At 70.7% G+C, this 15,277-nt stretch carries 14 protein-coding genes and 1 pseudogene; 11 read left to right on the top strand and 4 right to left on the bottom strand.

The window, feature by feature from the left end:
• Positions 1-30 precede the first annotated feature (30 nt).
• A pseudogene (locus tag ABZT04_RS10390) lies at positions 31-351 on the bottom strand (alpha/beta hydrolase); the annotation flags it as partial.
• 334 nt (positions 352-685) lie between these two features.
• Here ABZT04_RS10390 and glnII point away from each other — a divergent pair.
• The 6 genes from glnII (at position 686) to ABZT04_RS10360 (ending at position 7,395) form a co-directional block, all read left to right on the top strand.
• Positions 686-1,714 carry a glutamine synthetase gene (gene glnII / locus ABZT04_RS10385; RefSeq protein ID WP_356055113.1) on the top strand — a complete coding sequence of 343 codons (1,029 nt, stop codon included), beginning with the start codon at positions 686-688 and terminating at the stop codon, positions 1,712-1,714.
• A gap of 315 nt (positions 1,715-2,029) precedes the next feature.
• Complete coding sequence (locus tag ABZT04_RS10380) at positions 2,030-2,614, top strand: winged helix-turn-helix domain-containing protein (RefSeq protein ID WP_356055111.1); 585 nt, start codon at positions 2,030-2,032, stop codon at positions 2,612-2,614.
• Positions 2,615-2,674: 60 nt separating this feature from the next.
• Entirely contained in the window at positions 2,675-3,670 is a 996-nt protein-coding gene (locus tag ABZT04_RS10375; protein WP_356055109.1) for an NAD-dependent epimerase/dehydratase family protein, read from the top strand.
• A gap of 81 nt (positions 3,671-3,751) precedes the next feature.
• Positions 3,752-5,017: a sensor domain-containing protein gene (locus tag ABZT04_RS10370; RefSeq protein ID WP_356055107.1), complete on the top strand. Its 1,266-nt coding sequence runs from the start codon at positions 3,752-3,754 to the stop codon at positions 5,015-5,017.
• Positions 5,002-5,655: a response regulator transcription factor gene (locus ABZT04_RS10365; RefSeq protein WP_356055104.1), complete on the top strand. Its 654-nt coding sequence runs from the start codon at positions 5,002-5,004 to the stop codon at positions 5,653-5,655. The genes ABZT04_RS10370 and ABZT04_RS10365 overlap by 16 nt, the downstream gene beginning before the upstream one ends.
• 183 nt (positions 5,656-5,838) lie before the next feature.
• Positions 5,839-7,395 (top strand): DUF1996 domain-containing protein, encoded by a 1,557-nt coding sequence (locus ABZT04_RS10360; RefSeq protein ID WP_356055102.1) that lies wholly within the window; start codon positions 5,839-5,841, stop codon positions 7,393-7,395.
• Positions 7,396-7,480: 85 nt separating this feature from the next.
• Here the strand turns inward: ABZT04_RS10360 and ABZT04_RS10355 are convergent, their stop codons facing one another.
• The gene (locus tag ABZT04_RS10355; protein WP_356055100.1) at positions 7,481-7,882 is read right to left on the bottom strand and encodes a hypothetical protein; all 402 of its coding nucleotides are present in this window, start codon (positions 7,880-7,882) and stop codon (positions 7,481-7,483) included.
• A gap of 139 nt (positions 7,883-8,021) precedes the next feature.
• Between ABZT04_RS10355 and ABZT04_RS10350 the strand changes: the two genes are divergently transcribed.
• From ABZT04_RS10350 to ABZT04_RS10330, 5 genes are all read left to right on the top strand, one after another.
• The gene (locus ABZT04_RS10350; RefSeq protein WP_356055098.1) at positions 8,022-8,531 is read left to right on the top strand and encodes a tetratricopeptide repeat protein; all 510 of its coding nucleotides are present in this window, start codon (positions 8,022-8,024) and stop codon (positions 8,529-8,531) included.
• A gap of 49 nt (positions 8,532-8,580) precedes the next feature.
• A complete protein-coding gene (locus ABZT04_RS10345) occupies positions 8,581-10,500 on the top strand; it encodes a hypothetical protein (RefSeq protein WP_356055096.1) in 1,920 nt (639 codons plus the stop codon).
• Positions 10,501-10,569: 69 nt separating this feature from the next.
• A complete protein-coding gene (locus tag ABZT04_RS10340; RefSeq protein ID WP_356055094.1) occupies positions 10,570-11,445 on the top strand; it encodes a metal-dependent hydrolase in 876 nt (291 codons plus the stop codon).
• On the top strand, positions 11,445-12,473 hold the full coding sequence (locus ABZT04_RS10335) for a PDR/VanB family oxidoreductase (RefSeq protein ID WP_356055092.1): 1,029 nt from the start codon (positions 11,445-11,447) through the stop codon (positions 12,471-12,473). The genes ABZT04_RS10340 and ABZT04_RS10335 overlap by 1 nt, the downstream gene beginning before the upstream one ends.
• A 69-nt stretch (positions 12,474-12,542) precedes the next feature.
• Positions 12,543-13,232 carry a TetR/AcrR family transcriptional regulator gene (locus ABZT04_RS10330; RefSeq protein WP_356055090.1) on the top strand — a complete coding sequence of 230 codons (690 nt, stop codon included), beginning with the start codon at positions 12,543-12,545 and terminating at the stop codon, positions 13,230-13,232.
• Positions 13,233-13,250: 18 nt separating this feature from the next.
• On the opposite strand, the gene ABZT04_RS10325 is transcribed toward ABZT04_RS10330, so the two are convergent.
• Both ABZT04_RS10325 and ABZT04_RS10320 read right to left on the bottom strand, forming a co-directional pair.
• Positions 13,251-13,607 carry an isomerase gene (locus tag ABZT04_RS10325; protein ID WP_356055088.1) on the bottom strand — a complete coding sequence of 119 codons (357 nt, stop codon included), beginning with the start codon at positions 13,605-13,607 and terminating at the stop codon, positions 13,251-13,253.
• Positions 13,608-13,642: 35 nt separating this feature from the next.
• Positions 13,643-15,262 carry a fused response regulator/phosphatase gene (locus ABZT04_RS10320; RefSeq protein WP_356055086.1) on the bottom strand — a complete coding sequence of 540 codons (1,620 nt, stop codon included), beginning with the start codon at positions 15,260-15,262 and terminating at the stop codon, positions 13,643-13,645.
• Positions 15,263-15,277: the final 15 nt, after the last annotated feature.

Here is a 15,277-nt window from a genome sequence, read left to right as displayed (position 1 = left end):
AACCGGTGAGGTGACGGCCCAGTCGCTCAGGCGCGGCAGCAGACCTGCCGCCCGGGTCGCCACCAGGTGCGTGTCATGGTCCTGCTGCTTCCGGCCAGAAGCAGCAGGACCGACGCGTTCAGCCCGCGCAGCGCGTCGAGCGCCGGCCGGGGACCGGTCACCGGCTTCGCGGACGGGAACCCCGCGCGCGGTGAGCCGCAGCGGCATCGGCAGCGCGTGCGGCAGATACGCCGTCTCGAACCCGGCGAAGCACTGGGTCGGGTCGAGGAGGAACAGACGGCGTACGCGGTCGGGCGCGTGCAGTGCGTAGTGCAGGGCGATCCAGCCGCCGTAGGAATGACCACCGAGGTCGGCGGCGTGGACGCGGTGGCCGGTTCCCGGCTCGAGCGGGCCGGGTGGGTGCGCCGGATCCGGAGCGAGGGCGACCGGCGCAAGGTCGCCGAGGGCTAACCCCATCGCATACGAGCGGTCCGGCCGCTCCCGTCCGCGATTGCGAACGGCGGGTCGGGCCCGGGGCGGGTGAATCGCGCCACAGCATCGGCAGGTAACACGGGGTTCACATTCGAGCAATGATCGGGAAATCGCATGTTGACAAGCTGCCGGGCATGAATCGCGGCGCTCCAGTGCCGCTGCGCCGCGGCACCCGCAAGTGCGACCGAAAGACCCACCCCGAAGGATGTGGCCCGTGACCTTCAAGGCTGAGTACATCTGGATCGACGGCACCCAGCCGACGGCCAAGCTGCGTTCCAAGACGAAGATTCTCGCCGATGACGCCAAGGGCGCCGAGCTGCCGATCTGGGGCTTCGACGGGTCGTCCACGAACCAGGCCGAGGGGCACTCCTCGGACCGCGTGCTCAAGCCGGTCGCCAGCTTCCCGGACCCGATCCGCGGCGGCGACGACATCCTCGTCATGTGCGAGGTCCTTGAGATCGACATGACGCCGCACGAGTCCAACACGCGTGCCGCGCTCGTCGAGGTCTCCGAGAAGTACGCCGCGCAGGAGCCGATCTTCGGCATCGAGCAGGAGTACACCTTCTTCGACGGCGCGCGCCCGCTGGGCTTCCCCGAGGGCGGCTTCCCGGCCCCTCAGGGCGGCTACTACTGCGGCGTCGGCGCCGACGAGATCTTCGGCCGCGAGATCGTCGAGGCCCACCTGGACAACTGCCTGAAGGCCGGTCTCGCGATCTCCGGCATCAACGCCGAGGTCATGCCCGGCCAGTGGGAGTTCCAGGTCGGCCCGGTCTCCCCGCTGGAGGTCTCCGACCACCTGTGGATCGCCCGCTGGCTGCTCTACCGCACCGCCGAGGACTTCGGCGTCTCCGCGACCCTCGACCCCAAGCCGGTCAAGGGCGACTGGAACGGCGCGGGCGCGCACACCAACTTCTCCACCAAGGCGATGCGCGAGGGCTACGACGCGATCATCACCGCGTGCGAGTCCCTCGGCGAGGGTTCCAAGCCCCTCGACCACGTCAAGCACTACGGCGCCGGCATCGACGACCGCCTGACGGGCCTGCACGAGACCGCCCCGTGGAACGAGTACTCCTACGGCGTCTCCAACCGCGGTGCCTCGGTCCGTATCCCGTGGCAGGTCGAGAAGGACGGCAAGGGCTACATCGAGGACCGCCGTCCGAACGCCAACGTCGACCCGTACCTGGTGACCCGACTGATCGTCGACACCTGCTGCGCCGCGCTGGAGAAGGCCGGCCAGGTCTGATCAGCCCCGTAGTCACGCGGAGGGCGTCCACCGTCATGGTGGGCGCCCTCTCGCGTCCAAGCTGTGAGAGGAGGCTCCTGTTGCGGGCGCGTGTCTGCTTCAATGGGCGCATGGGCAACTACCAGAAGTGCGGAGCGACGGGTCGCCATGACCTGGAGCCCTTCTGGCCTTCCCGTCAGCACCATGACTTCGACCGGGTGTGTTGTCGCGCGATGAACGCGCCGGCCCTCTAAAGCCGTACACCCTCGGCCTCCGGCCTGCGCGACTCGACGTACGTCCCTCGACGAACCTCTCGCGCGAAAGAGCTGACCTCTCATGGCGATCATTCACTCCCTGCCCTCCGCCACACTCGACGCCCCCTCCCCCACCGCCGCACGGCACCATCTGCGCGCCGTCGACCGGGACGAGGTGATCGACGTGGCGGAGTTCCTGCCGCCGGGTGCCACCTGGCTGCCCGCGCCCCCGCACACGCTGCCCACCTTGCCGGGGCAGCCGCCGATGGTCGGGTACCTCGTCCTCATCCCGGCCGACAGCCCGCACCTCACCCGGACCGCACACCCCGACGTCCTGGCCGACGGCACGCCCGGCATCGCCGCCGCCGACGCCGAACCGCTGGTCCGGATCGACACCGTGCAGCGCACCGCCCAGCTCAAGGGCGAGGAACTCGACCTCACCTACCTGGAGTTCGAACTGCTCGCCCATCTCGTCGCCCACCCCAACCGGGTGCACACCCGCGACCAACTGGTCACCACGGTGTGGGGCTACGGGCATGTGGGCGACGGCCGTACCGTCGACGTCCACATCGCCCGGCTGCGCCGCAAGCTGGGGGTCGAGCACCGCAAGGCGATCCAGACGGTGCGCCGGGTCGGGTACAAGTACACGCCGCCCACCGCGCGTTGATCCTCTGCTGACGGCAGATCCACGTTCCGTTCCGCGGGCCGCGCGGGCAGAGTCGTCGGCATGAGACTTCTGGTGCTGGGCGGTACGGAGTTCGCGGGACGGGCCGTGGTGGAGGCGGCCCTCGGCCGGGGCTGGGAGGTGACCGTCCTCAACCGGGGCCGACTCGAACCCCCGGCCGGAGTAAGGGCGTTGCGGGGCGACCGCACCGCGCCCGGCGGGCTCGCCGCGTTGGCCGAGGGCGAGTGGGACGCCGTGGTCGACACCTGGTCGGCGGCGCCCCGCGCGGTGCACGACGCGGCGCGGCTGCTCGCCGACCGGGTGGGCCGGTACGTGTATGTGTCGAGCCGCTCGGTGTACGCCTGGCCGCCGCCCGCCGGGTGCTCCGAGGACGCCCCCGTCGTCGAGGGCGCCGAGCCCGACGCCGGCCCGACCGACTACGCGCGCGACAAACGGGGCGGCGAACTGGCCGCGCTCGGCGCGTTCGGTCCCGAGCGGTCGGTGTTCGCTCGGGCCGGGCTGATCCTCGGGCCGTACGAGAACATCGGGCGGTTGCCGTGGTGGCTGAACCGGGTCGCGCGCGGCGGGCCGGTGCTGGCGCCGGGGCCGCGGGAGCTGGCCCTCCAGTACGTGGACGTGCGTGATCTCGCGCAGTGGCTGCTCGGTTCGGTGGAGCGCGAGTTGAGCGGGGCGTACAACCTGGTCTCCGCGCGCGGGCACGCGACGATGGGGTCGCTGCTGGACACATGTGTGCGGGTCACGGGTGGGGCGGCGGAGCTGCGGTGGACCGATCCCGAAGTGGTGCTCGCGGCGGGTATCGAGCCGTGGACCCAGTTGCCGGTGTGGGTGCCGGAGGGCAGTGAGGGGTACGACGCGCTGCATCGGGCCGATGTGTCCCGGGCGCTCGCGACCGGGCTGAGCTGTCGTCCCGTGGAGGAGACGGTGGCCGACACGTGGAGCTGGTTGCGGGGCATCGGCGGGGTCGCGCCGCAGCGTCCGGACCGGCCGGCGGTGGGGCTCGACCCCGCTGTGGAGGCGAAGGTGCTCGGAATGCGCTGAGACGGCGGTGTCGCCAGGTACACCCCCGCCGCGGTGGCCGGGCCCCGTGACCTTGCGGCCCCGCTCGGTGAGACTTGCGGCATGGATGTGAAACAGGGCCGTGTCGTCCTCACCGCCGGGCTGCGGGCGCTCGCCCTCGCGCTCCTCTCCCTCGCCGGGTCGCTCGCCCTCTTCCTGCTCACCGTCGTCTCGCTGGTGCTGATCCCGCTGGGCCTCGGTCTGTTCACCACTCCCTGGGTGCTGGCCGGCGTGCGCGCCCACGCGGACCGGCGGCGGCTGCTGGCCGCGGAGTGGTGCGGGGTGCGTATCCCGCCCGCGTACCGGTCCATCCCCCGGGACGCGCGCCCGTGGACCCGTACCTTCCGGATGCTCGGCGACCCCGCGACCTGGCGCGATCTGCGCTGGCTGCCCGTCGACATGATCGCCGGGTTCGTCACCGCGCTGCTGCCGGCGGCCCTGGTGTTCTATCCGCTGGAGGGCTTCGCACTGCCCCTCGGGCTGTGGCGGGTGTTCACGGATGGGACGTATGTCGGGTGGTGGTACGGGTTCGTGCCGGTGAGCGGGCAGGGCACTGCGCTGCTCGCGGGGCTGCTCGGCGTCGCGCTGCTCGTCGCCTCCTACTTCCTCACGCCCGCGCTGCTGCGTGTCCACTTCCTCTTGACGCGTTCCGTGCTCGCCCCGGGGCAGGGTGAACTCGCCGAGCGGGTAAGGGTGTTGACCGAGACCCGACGGGACGCCGTGGACTCCTCGGCCGCCGAGCTGCGCCGTATCGAACGCGATCTGCACGACGGCGCACAGGCCCGGCTGGTCGCGATGGGCATGGAACTCGGCACGATCGAGGCCCTGTTGGAGAAGAACCCGGCGAAAGCCCGGGAACTCCTCGCCCGCGCCCGGCAGTCCTCCGCCGAGGCACTGGACGAGCTGCGTGATCTGGTGCGCGGTATCCATCCGCCGGTATTGGCGGAGCGCGGACTCGGCGATGCCGTAAGGGCGTTGGCGCTACGGATGCCGGTGTCCACGGAGGTGAGCACGGACCTCGGGGGCGGGCGGACGGACGCGCCGGTCGAGTCGGCCGCGTACTTCGCCGTCAGCGAGGTGCTCACCAACGCCGTCAAGCATGCGGGGGCCGACCGGATCTGGATCGACCTCCATCACGTGAAGGAAGGGGCGGGGGTGCTGCGGATCTCCGTCACCGACAACGGCGGGGGCGGCGCGCGGGTCGGCGCGGGGTCGGGACTCTCCGGAGTCGAGCGGCGCCTGGGTACATTCGACGGCGTCCTGGCCGTCAGCAGTCCCGCGGGCGGTCCCACCATGGTGACCATGGAGATTCCGTGCGCGTTGTCCTAGCCGAAGACCTGTTCCTGCTGCGGGACGGGCTGGTGCGGCTGTTGGAGGCCTACGACTTCGAGATCGCCGCGGCCGTCGAGACCGGGCCCGAACTCACCAAGGCACTGGCCGAGTTGGCGCCCGACGTGGCCGTGGTCGACGTACGGCTGCCGCCCACGCACACCGACGAGGGGCTGCAGTGCGCGCTGCGGGCGCGGCGGGAGCGGCCCGGGCTGCCGGTGCTGGTGCTGTCGCAGCACGTCGAGCAGTTGTACGCGCGGGAGTTGCTCGCCGACGGGACGGGTGGGGTGGGCTATCTGCTGAAGGACCGGGTGTTCGACGCGGAGCAGTTCGTGGACGCCGTACGGCGGGTGGCCGGCGGTGGGACGGCGATGGATCCGCAGGTCATCCAGCAGTTGCTGGCGCGGCGGGCCGCCGACGACCGGCCGCTGGGGCAGTTGACCCCTCGGGAGATCGAGGTCCTTGAACTGATGGCGCAGGGCCGGTCGAACGCCGCGATCGCCGGGCAACTCGTCGTGACGGAACGGGCGATCGCGAAACACACGTCCAATATTTTCGCCAAACTGGGGCTGGAAGTCTCCGATGACGACAATCGCCGCGTGCTGGCCGTACTGGCGTATTTGGACCAGGGACGCTGAGCACTAGCTGTGAGTCGATCACAACTGCCGGTGTTTAAGCGCCAGTTGAGAGGGGACTTACCCAGGAACCTCTCATAAATTTATGAGACGGCTGAACACTCCTGGGACCCCCTGCGTATCTGAGGGAGCCGCTTCACTCCTGTCGGGCGCCTCGCTGCCCCGCAAGGAAGTCAGAGGAGTTCCATGGGACGCAATGATCGTAAACGCCGTACGCCGCTGGCCACCAAGGCCATTGCCGCATCGGCTGCCCTAGCGCTCGGTGGGGGCGGGCTGCTCTGGGCACAGATGAACGCTTCGGCGCATGAGTCCAACTCATCGGGCCAGAACACCACCAAGGCCGCCACGGCGGCCCAGGTCGCGACGATCGCCTGCCCGGACGTCGGTCAGCAGCTGACGAACGTGCCGCAGAAGGCTCGTCAGGGTGTCGCCACCGAGCTGGCGAACCTGGACAAGCAGATCACCGAGGCCTACAGCCGGCTTGCTTCGACGCGCCAGGCACAGGCGAACGACGCGAGCTTCGTGCAGAACGCGATCGTCGGCCCCCTCAAGGAGAAGCGGGCCGCGACGATCGACCGCATCCGCATCGACATCCAGCGAGTGGGCGGCAGCGTCAACGCCACCGCACTGAAGCAACTCGCCGCCTGTACGACGCAGAACGCCAACAACACCACCGCCGGTGGTCAGAACAACAACGGCGGCGGCCAGAACAACGGCGGGCAGAACAACAACAACGGCGGCCAGAACAACGGCAACACCGCCGCCCCGAGCGCCAGCGCCAGCGCCTCGGCGCCCGCCGCCAACAACGGCGGTCAGGCCGGCAACGGCCCGACGGCCGCGGACTTCGTGGACATCACGAAGGTCGCGAACAACGTCCTCGCCAAGCCGCAGAACCAGGCTCAGGCCTCGACGGGCAGCTTCACCACCAAGTGCGGTGTGAACGCCAACAAGAACCACAACACCGACAACGTCATCGTGGCTCCTGGTGTGACCAACGGCGCGCACCACGAGCACGACTACGTCGGCAACCAGAAGGTCAACGCGTTCTCCACGAACGACTCGCTGCTGGCCGCTCCTTCCAGCTGCCAGAACCAGAGTGACCTCTCGGCGTACTACTGGCCGGTCGTGCGTGTGCAGGACGGCTCGCAGGAGTTCGACGCCAACGCGCTCGGCGGTGGCAAGGAAGGCAACGTCGGCAAGATCCTGACGCCGCAGTCGGCGCAGATCAAGTACGTCGGTTCGCCGGCCAGCAAGGTCGTCGCGATGCCGCAGTTCCTGCGCATCATCACCGGTGACGCCAAGACCCTCACCAACGGTCTGGCGAACGCCAACGCACACTGGAGCTGCACCGGCTTCGAGAACAAGGTCCAGCTCACGGAGCAGTACCCGATCTGCCCGCAGGGCAGCAACGTGGTCCGCACCTTCGCGTTCCAGAGCTGCTGGGACGGCGTGAACATCGACAGCGCCAACCACCGTACGCACGTGGCCTTCGCGGACCCGGCGAGCGGTGTCTGCGGGAACGGCTTCAAGGCCATCCCGCAGCTGACGATGCGCCTGGTCTACAAGATCACGCCCCCCACCCTCCAGGCGGACGGCACCGTGAAGAACGCCTACGCGGTGGACGGTTTCCCGGAGCAGCTGCACAAGGCGTCGACCGACCACGACGACTTCATCAGCGTCACCAAGAACAACCTGGCGGCGAAGATCGCCAACTGCGTCAACTCCGGCAAGAAGTGCCAGTGAGTAGGCAGTAGTACGAAAGCGGGCGGTGGGAGAATCCCACCGCCCGCTTTCGTGTGCCCTCAAGGGGGCTTCCCGTAAAGGGAGTTCAGCTCGTGTGCTTGGAGTGGTCGGTGCCGATCTCCTCGTCGCCGCCCAGCGTGGTCTGGAGCTTCTTCACGATCTTGTCGGTGCCGACGGCGACCCACTTGCGGCCGACGAGGTAGAAACCGCCGTAGTCCTTGGCGTCGTTGATCCACTCGCGCTGGCCTCGGTCGGTGGCGAAGGTGGCGAGGACGAACTTGCCGTAGCTCATCGTGCAGATGGCCTGGCGGAGTTCGTCGGCGTCCGTCTGGATGTCGGGCGTGCACTTCACCTTGGCCGCCAGGCTCTCCAGGCTGCCGGTGGCCGCCGTCGGTACGGTCGCGGCCTTGGTGTCGGCGCCACAGCCCACCAGCGCCAGCGCCGCCGTGGCGCCGGCCACCGCGAGCATCGGTCGGGTCAGCCTCATCTGTCGTTCCTCCGGTCGTCCGGTCAGCAGCATGCCGCAGTCGGCCCCGGCGAGGGACCTTCTCCTTCGATACGGCCACGACGGGCTCCGCGCTCAAATCCGTGTTCCCCGGCTGTACGCGTGTGCGAAGGTGGCGCCCGTGAACCAAGACTGGGAAGACCGTGTGACCGCCGCCTGGGCCACCTTCGACGACTATCCCGAGGAGCGGGCGGCCGAATTCCGGGCCGTGATCGACGCGCTGGTCGCCGAGCTCCCGGACGACAGTCCGCTGGGCCCCTTCGAGCGGGCCTGCGCCTGGGACTCGACCGGGCACTCGGACCGGGCGGTCCCGCTGTACCGGGAGGCGCTGGCACTCGGGCTGAGCGAGCTGAGCGGGTACAAGGGGCGGCGAGCCAAGATCCAACTCTCCAGCTCGCTGCGGAACATCGGGCAGGCCGAGGAGGGCGTCAAGCTGCTCACGCCCGAACTCGACGCGCCCTCCGACGAGTTGAACGACGCGGTACGCGGGTGTCTCGCCCTGTGTCTGTCCAGCCTGGGCCGGGACCGCGAGGGCCTCTCCCTCGTGCTGGGCGCCCTGGCACCCCATCTGCCGCGCTACCAGCGGTCGATGGCGAACTACGCGCGGGCCCTGGTCGAACCCGACGGCTGAGTCGCCCGAGTGGCGGTGACCAACTCACCATTCGCTCGTTTTGCTGAACGTGCAGTCACAGGATGTCGCCAAGCGCCCCGCAGCTTCACCCACCGACCCGGCCGTCGATGTCGAACAGGCCGAGGCCGCGCTCGTCGAGCACTATCCACGGCTCGTCCGGCTCGCCTATCTGGTGCTGCCCCCGAGCCTCGGCCGCAACCGGCGGGTCCTGACCGCGCACGCCCTCACCCAGCGCGCCCTGCCCAGGGGCCGCGCGTCGGCGTCCGTCATCCCGGCCCAGTCGACCGGCCGGGACGGCGACCCCGGGTACGCCTTCGTCCGCCTCCAGGTCGTGCGTACGGCGCTGGAGGCGGGCCTGCCGCTGTCGTTCCGGTCGTGGCCCAAGCGCTCCCAACTCCCCCCGCTGCTCCCCCAGGTGTGGGGCCTGCGGCTCTTCCCGCGCTCGGGCGGCGCCGACGAACTCGCCCTGGACCAGCGGCTGTCGGCCCTGTCCGGCCCGGCGCGCGCGGTGTATGTGTTGCGCGGCCTGGAGCAACTGCCCGACGGCGACGTTCGCCGGGTGCTCACGGCGGCCGGGGTCGACGAGGTGGACGCGGCGCTGCGCGAGGCCGATGAGGCGCCAGAGCGCTACGGGCTGCTGGAATCCCCCGAGTTCGACCCCTGTTCGCTGCACGCCCGGCCCACCGATCTGATGCGCCGCCGTCAGCACGGCAAAGCCGCGCTCGCCGCCGCGGCGGCCGTCATCGTGTGCGGTGCCCTGCTCGCGCTGCCCGGCGGCGGCTGGGGCCCGGACGGCGCCGCCGCCCCCGCGTACGCGGAGAACCCGGCGGCCGAAGCGGCCCTGAACCCAGGCAAGTTGGCGAGGGTCGCGCCCACCGCGTGGGAGTTCTCCGCGCGCAAGGACTTCTCCGTCTGGCCCGCCCGCGGCGACCTCACCAAGAACACCGCGTTGCTGCGCCGCGCCCTCGCCGTCTGGGCCCGCCCCGGCGAGTCCGTCCAGGTCTCGGCGACCCCGGGCACCCCCTCCGGCGGCCCGGCCGGACCACCCCAACTCCTGTACGCGGGAACGGTCGACAACGCGCGCGTGGTGATCCTCTACGACGGTCTGCGCATCGCCCGCTACGCCGAACCGAAGGACGGCACCAAGGGGGCCGCGCTGGACTTCGCGCGGGTCGACGGCGCGACCGGGTCCGAGGCGAACGCGGTGGTCCTGGACCGGGCCGACGGCAACGTCCGCTATCTGACCGCCCCTTGGATCAAGAAGGCGGCCGAGCGGGACCTCCAGAAGCCGAACGCCGGTGCGCTGCCCCTGACCCTCACCGACGGGATCACCTCGCCGCTGGCCAGCCCCGCCCAGCAGACCGGCGCGTGCACGTCGTGGAACGTGCTCCAACTGACCGACGACACCGGCACCCGGCTGATGAGCGACCTCGGCGAGCTGGTCCCGGCGCACCTGACCGCCGGCCGGCCCGGCTCGGTCCACGAGGCGTCCGGCTCGCAGGCCCAGCACGCCTGGGCGCCCTTCGCCTGCTCCCTCGGCGCGATGCGCTCGCTGGGCGTACGGTCCGTGAACGCCTGGCAGTACGCCCAGCAGCCCCTGCCGAACGCGAGCGGCGCGGGGGCGTGGACGTGCACACGGGCCGAGACCTGGCGGGGCGGCGGCGAGCGGGTGCTGGCGCAGTTCCAGACGCCGGGCGGGACGTTCGGCGCGGTCGTCGCGAAGGCGCAGGACGTGCCGGCGTGCGGGCCACGTGATCCGCATGTGCTGGCCGGGGTGCTGTGGAAGTCGGCGGCGGGCCACTGGTATCTGCTGGCCGCGGGCAGCGAGGGCACGGAGTCGATCACGGCGACGGGCGGGGTGACCGGCTCGGCCAAGGGCGGCCTGCTGGCCGTCAAGACGCGGCAAGGAGCGCAGGCCGAGCTGAAGGGCGCGCTGGACGACGGCCGGACGATCTCCGGGCTGCGCTAGCTGACACTCGCGTCAACAAGTCCGCGCGGAAGGGTTCCGCGCGGACTTACCCGTCAGTACATTGACGCCATGTCCAACACGCCGCTCAAGCCTCGAAGGGTGTCCTTCTCCTGGGAGGGCACCCCGCTGCACTGGGTGCCCGGCGATCCGTTCACCACGCACACGATCAATGTGCTGCATCTGCTGCTGCCCGCCGGTGAGCGGTGGTTCGTGCACGTCTATCAGCAGGTGCTGCCCCTCATCCGGGACGACCGGCTGCGGGCGGACGTGATCGGGTTCATCGGCCAGGAGGCGATGCACTCCCAGGCCCATGACGAGGTGCTGCCTCATCTGAGGGAGCTGGGGCTCGACCCGACGCCGTACACCGCGCAGGTCGACTGGTTCTTCGAGAAGCTGCTCGGCGACCGCACGCTGCCCCCGGGCCGGGCCCGGAAGTGGTGGCTGCTGGAGCGGGTGGCCACCATCGCGGCCATCGAGCACTACACCGCCTTCCTCGGCAACTGGGTGCTGAACGCCGAGGAGTTGGACCGGCGCGGCGCCGATCCGACGATGCTGGACCTGCTGCGCTGGCACGGCGCCGAGGAGGTCGAGCACCGGTCCGTCGCCTTCGACCTCTTCACGCACGTCGACGGCAGCTACCGGCGGCGCGCACGGACCTGGGCGACCGCGTTCGCCGCGCTGATGTTCCTGTGGCAGCGCGGGACCCGCTTCTTCATGGCGAACGACCCGACGCTCGTGGACCGCAGGGCGAGCTTCAAGGACTTCTACGTCGCCGGCCGGCGCGGCACACTGCCCGCCACCGGGGACATGGTCAGGTCCATACCCCGCTACCTGAGCCGTGCCTACCACCCCTCGCAGGAGGGCAGCACCGAGCAGGCCGTCGCCTATCTGGCCTCCTCGCCCGCGGCGTTGGCCGCCGAGCGGGCCGAGAAGGGGGTGGCCTGATGCCAAAGCCGCTCACCGTGGCGGTGCTGGCGGGGGCCGCGCTGCTGACCCGGCGGGCGCTGCGGCGGCGGGTGCGGGCCTCGCCGCTGTGGCCGCTGCCCGCGCTGGATCCGCCGACCTCGGGCCGGCCGCGCTCACGGGCACTGAAGCTGCGGGTCGCGGCAAAGGAGACGGTCGCCGACGGGGTCGTACAACTGCGCCTGGAAGGCCGGGACTTGCCGCGCTGGGCGGCGGGGGCACATATCGATCTGGTGCTGCCCTCGGGGCTGGTGCGGCAGTACTCGCTGTGCGGGGACCCGGCGGACAGCTCGTCGTACACGGTCGCGACGCGGCTGGTCGAGGACGGGCGGGGCGGGTCGCGCGAGGTGCACGAACAGGTGCGGGTGGGTGCGGAGTTGGAGGTGCGGGGGCCGCGCAACCGGTTCCCGCTCGTCGAGGCGCCCGCGTATGTCTTCGTCGCCGGCGGTATCGGGATCACCCCGGTGCTGCCGATGCTGCGGGCGCTGCCGGAGGGCGCCGACTGGCGGCTGCTGTACGCCGGCCGGTCGCGGGAGTCGATGCCCTTCCTGGCGGAGATCGAGGAACTCGGCGCGGACCGGGTGACCGTCGTGACCGGACCGCCCGATCTGGAGGGGCAGTTGGCGGACGTGCCGGAGGGAGCCGTCGTCTACTGCTGCGGTCCCGAGGGGCTCATGTCGGCCATGGCGGAACGCTTCCGGGAGGTGCGTCTTGAGCGCTTCGCGCCCCCGGCGTCGGAGGGTGACGACACGCCCTTCGAACTCGAACTCCGGCGCACCGGAAGGACGTTGACCGTGCCGGCCGACTCCACCGTCCTCGCCGCCGTCCGGGCGGAGCTGCCCGACACCCTCTACTCCTGTGAGCAGGGCTTCTGCGGAACCTGCCAACAGCGGGTACTGGAAGGGGAGGTGGACCACCGGGACGAGTTGCTGACGGACGCGGAGCGGGCCGACTCGATGCTGATCTGTGTGTCCCGGGCTCGAAGTGTGCGTTTGGTGCTGGACTTGTGATGAGGTGATGTGAACAACCCTGGTCGGTCCGGTCCGTTCGGGGCCGGAAGAGATCGGTAGGGTGTTCGCATGAGTACCGGGGTTCGCCGCAGGATGGGGGTCGAGGAACGGCGGCAGCAGTTGATCGGCGTCGCTCTCGACCTGTTCAGCCGTCGCTCGCCCGACGAGGTCTCCATCGACGAGATAGCCGCGGCGGCGGGGATCTCCCGGCCGCTGGTCTACCACTACTTCCCCGGCAAACTCAGCCTGTACGAGGCCGCGTTGCAGCGTGCCTCGGACGATCTCGCCGGGCGGTTCGTGGTCGCCGAGGAGGGGTCGCTGGGTGCGCGGCTGCTGCAGGTGATGGGCCGGTTCTTCGACTTCGTCGACGACCACGGCCCCGGTTTCGCGGCGCTGATGCGCGGCGGTCCGGCCGTCGGCTCGTCCACCACCAACGCCCTTGTCGACGGGGTGCGGCAGGCCGCGTACCTTCAGATCCTGTCGCACATGAAGGTCGAACACCCGCCCGCCCGGCTGGAGTTGATGATCCGCTCCTGGATATCGCTCGTCGAGTCGACGGCCCTGATCTGGCTGGACGGCCGCCGTATCCCACGCGCCGATCTGGAGCGCCAACTCGTCCACGACTTCGGGGCGTTGGCGGCGGTGAGCGCCGCGTACGACGAGGAACTGAGCGAGCTGCTGCGCGAATCGCTCAGGAACGAGCCGGGCGACGGGCCGTTCAGCGACCTCGTCGTCCGGCTGATCGCCCTGGCGTCCTAGGCCCTGTCGGCCCAGCCCTCAGCGCTCGAACTTGCGGTAGGACGGGTCCAGTTCGCGTACCTCGGCGGAGGCGTGCAGGACGGAGCCGTCCTCGTGGACGTACTCGCGGAGGAGTTCCAGGACCTTCTCGGTCAGCCGTGCCTTGGTCTCCTCGGTGCGTCCGGCGAGCAGGCCGACGGTGACGTGGACGACGGTGTGACCCAGCTCGTCGAGACCCTCGTACCCGAAGGCCGTGTACTCGCTCGGGCGGAACTGGGTCTTGCACGCCTCCGGCTTGGCGGCCGCGATCTCGACCACCGCCTCGTGCAGCGCACGGGCGAAACCCTCCTGGTCGAAGGAGATCGTGCGGGAGTGGTCGACGGTGATCTGCGGCATGGGGCAACTCCTGTTCTAAGCCAACAACCCGCCGCTCACCCTAGCCGCAGCGCCAGCATCGCGATGTCGTCGTCCCGGTTGTGGCCGAAGGTGTCGAGGAGGGTGTCGCACAGGGCGTCCAGGCCGGGGAGGGCGCCGGTGGCGGCCGCGCGGAGTTGTTCCATCGAGGCACCGAGGTCGGTGCCGCGGGTCTCGATCAGACCGTCGGTGATCATGAGGAGGCGGTCGGTGGGTTCCAGGAACAGTTCGGTGGGCGGCGGATGGGACAGGCCCACGCCCAGCAGCGGACCGGCCGCCTTGGCGTAGTCCGCGCTGCCGCTGTCCCGGATGATCAGGGGTGGGATGTGGCCCGAGTTGGAGATGAGGGTGCGCCCGGTGTCGGGGTCGACGAGGACCATGCAGACGGTGGCCGTGGTCTCCGGGTGGTAGTGCCGCAGCATGCGGTCCAGCCGCTCGGCGAGCACGCTCGGGTCGCTCTCGTCGACGCAGTAGGCGCGCAGCGCGTGCCGTATCTCCACCATGACGGTGGCCGCCTCCAGCGAGTGCCCGACGACGTCGCCGACCGCGAAGAGCACTCCCCCGTCGACCCGCAGCGCGGCGTAGAAGTCGCCGCCGATCTCGGTGTCCTGGGACGCGGGCACATACCGGACGACGACGTTGACACCCGGCGTCTCGGGCAGCTTGTCCGGCTTGGGCAGGAAGCTGCGCTGGAGGGTGAGGGCGACATGCCGCTCGACCTGGTACATGAGGAGCGGCTCGGCGGCGAGCGCCGTGGCCTGGGCGAGCTGTGCGAGCAGCGCCTCGGCCTCGGGGCCCACCCGGCGCAGCCCGCGCGTGGGGGCGGCGAGACAGACCGGGGCCCGGCCCTCCTGGGTGAGGACCAGCGCCAGCCGGGCGTCGTGTTCCACCCCGGGCCGGAAGAACCCGGTGGGCCACAGCGGGGCGGGCACCGTGGTGATCTGCACCCCGGACTGCCCCTGGGAGAGCCGCCGCAGCAGCCGGGCCACGGTCCGATCGGCCTCCTCGCCCGGCAGCGCGACCGAGTTGCGATCCCGGGGGAGGCCTCGGTACAGCTCGTCGTCGCGGTCGAGGACGAACACGGCGGCGGGGGTGCCGGTGAGCCGTGCGGTGCCGTCGGCGGCGACCTCGACGAGTTCCTGGAGGGAGCGCGCCGCCTGGATGGTGACGATCATCTCCGACAGGAGGGTGAGGCGCTGCACGAGCGCCTGGTCGTCGGCTCGCAGCCGGGCCGCGCGGACGGCGGCGCGGACCGCCGCCTCGATCTCCTCGGGCTCCGCGGGCACTGTCAGATAGGCCTCGTCGCCCGCGTCGAGCGCCGGGCAGCGGTCGCTCGGGGGGACGGCGAGGGCCGAGACATGCACGACCGGCAGGCCCGCCATGCGCGGCCGGTCCTTGAGCAGTCGGCACAGTTCGAACCCGCTCATGTCCGGCAGGTGCACGTCGATCAGGGCCACGTCGGGGAGGTTCCCCTTGCGCAGCCGTACGTCGAGTTCGGTGAGCGCCTCTTCTCCGCTGCCGACCGCGAGGACCCGATGGCCGGCGCGGATCAGCACACTCTCGACCGCGAACCGGCTCGCCGGCTCGTCGTCCACGACCAGTACGGTCGCGTGCGTCAGTTTGCCGTTGACATCCATTTGTCAGCCCTGGCC

The organism is Streptomyces sp. NPDC005492 (assembly GCF_040605995.1).
Classification (GTDB): Bacteria; Actinomycetota; Actinomycetes; order Streptomycetales; family Streptomycetaceae; genus Streptomyces.
This window is presented reverse-complemented; position numbering and strand designations above follow the sequence as displayed.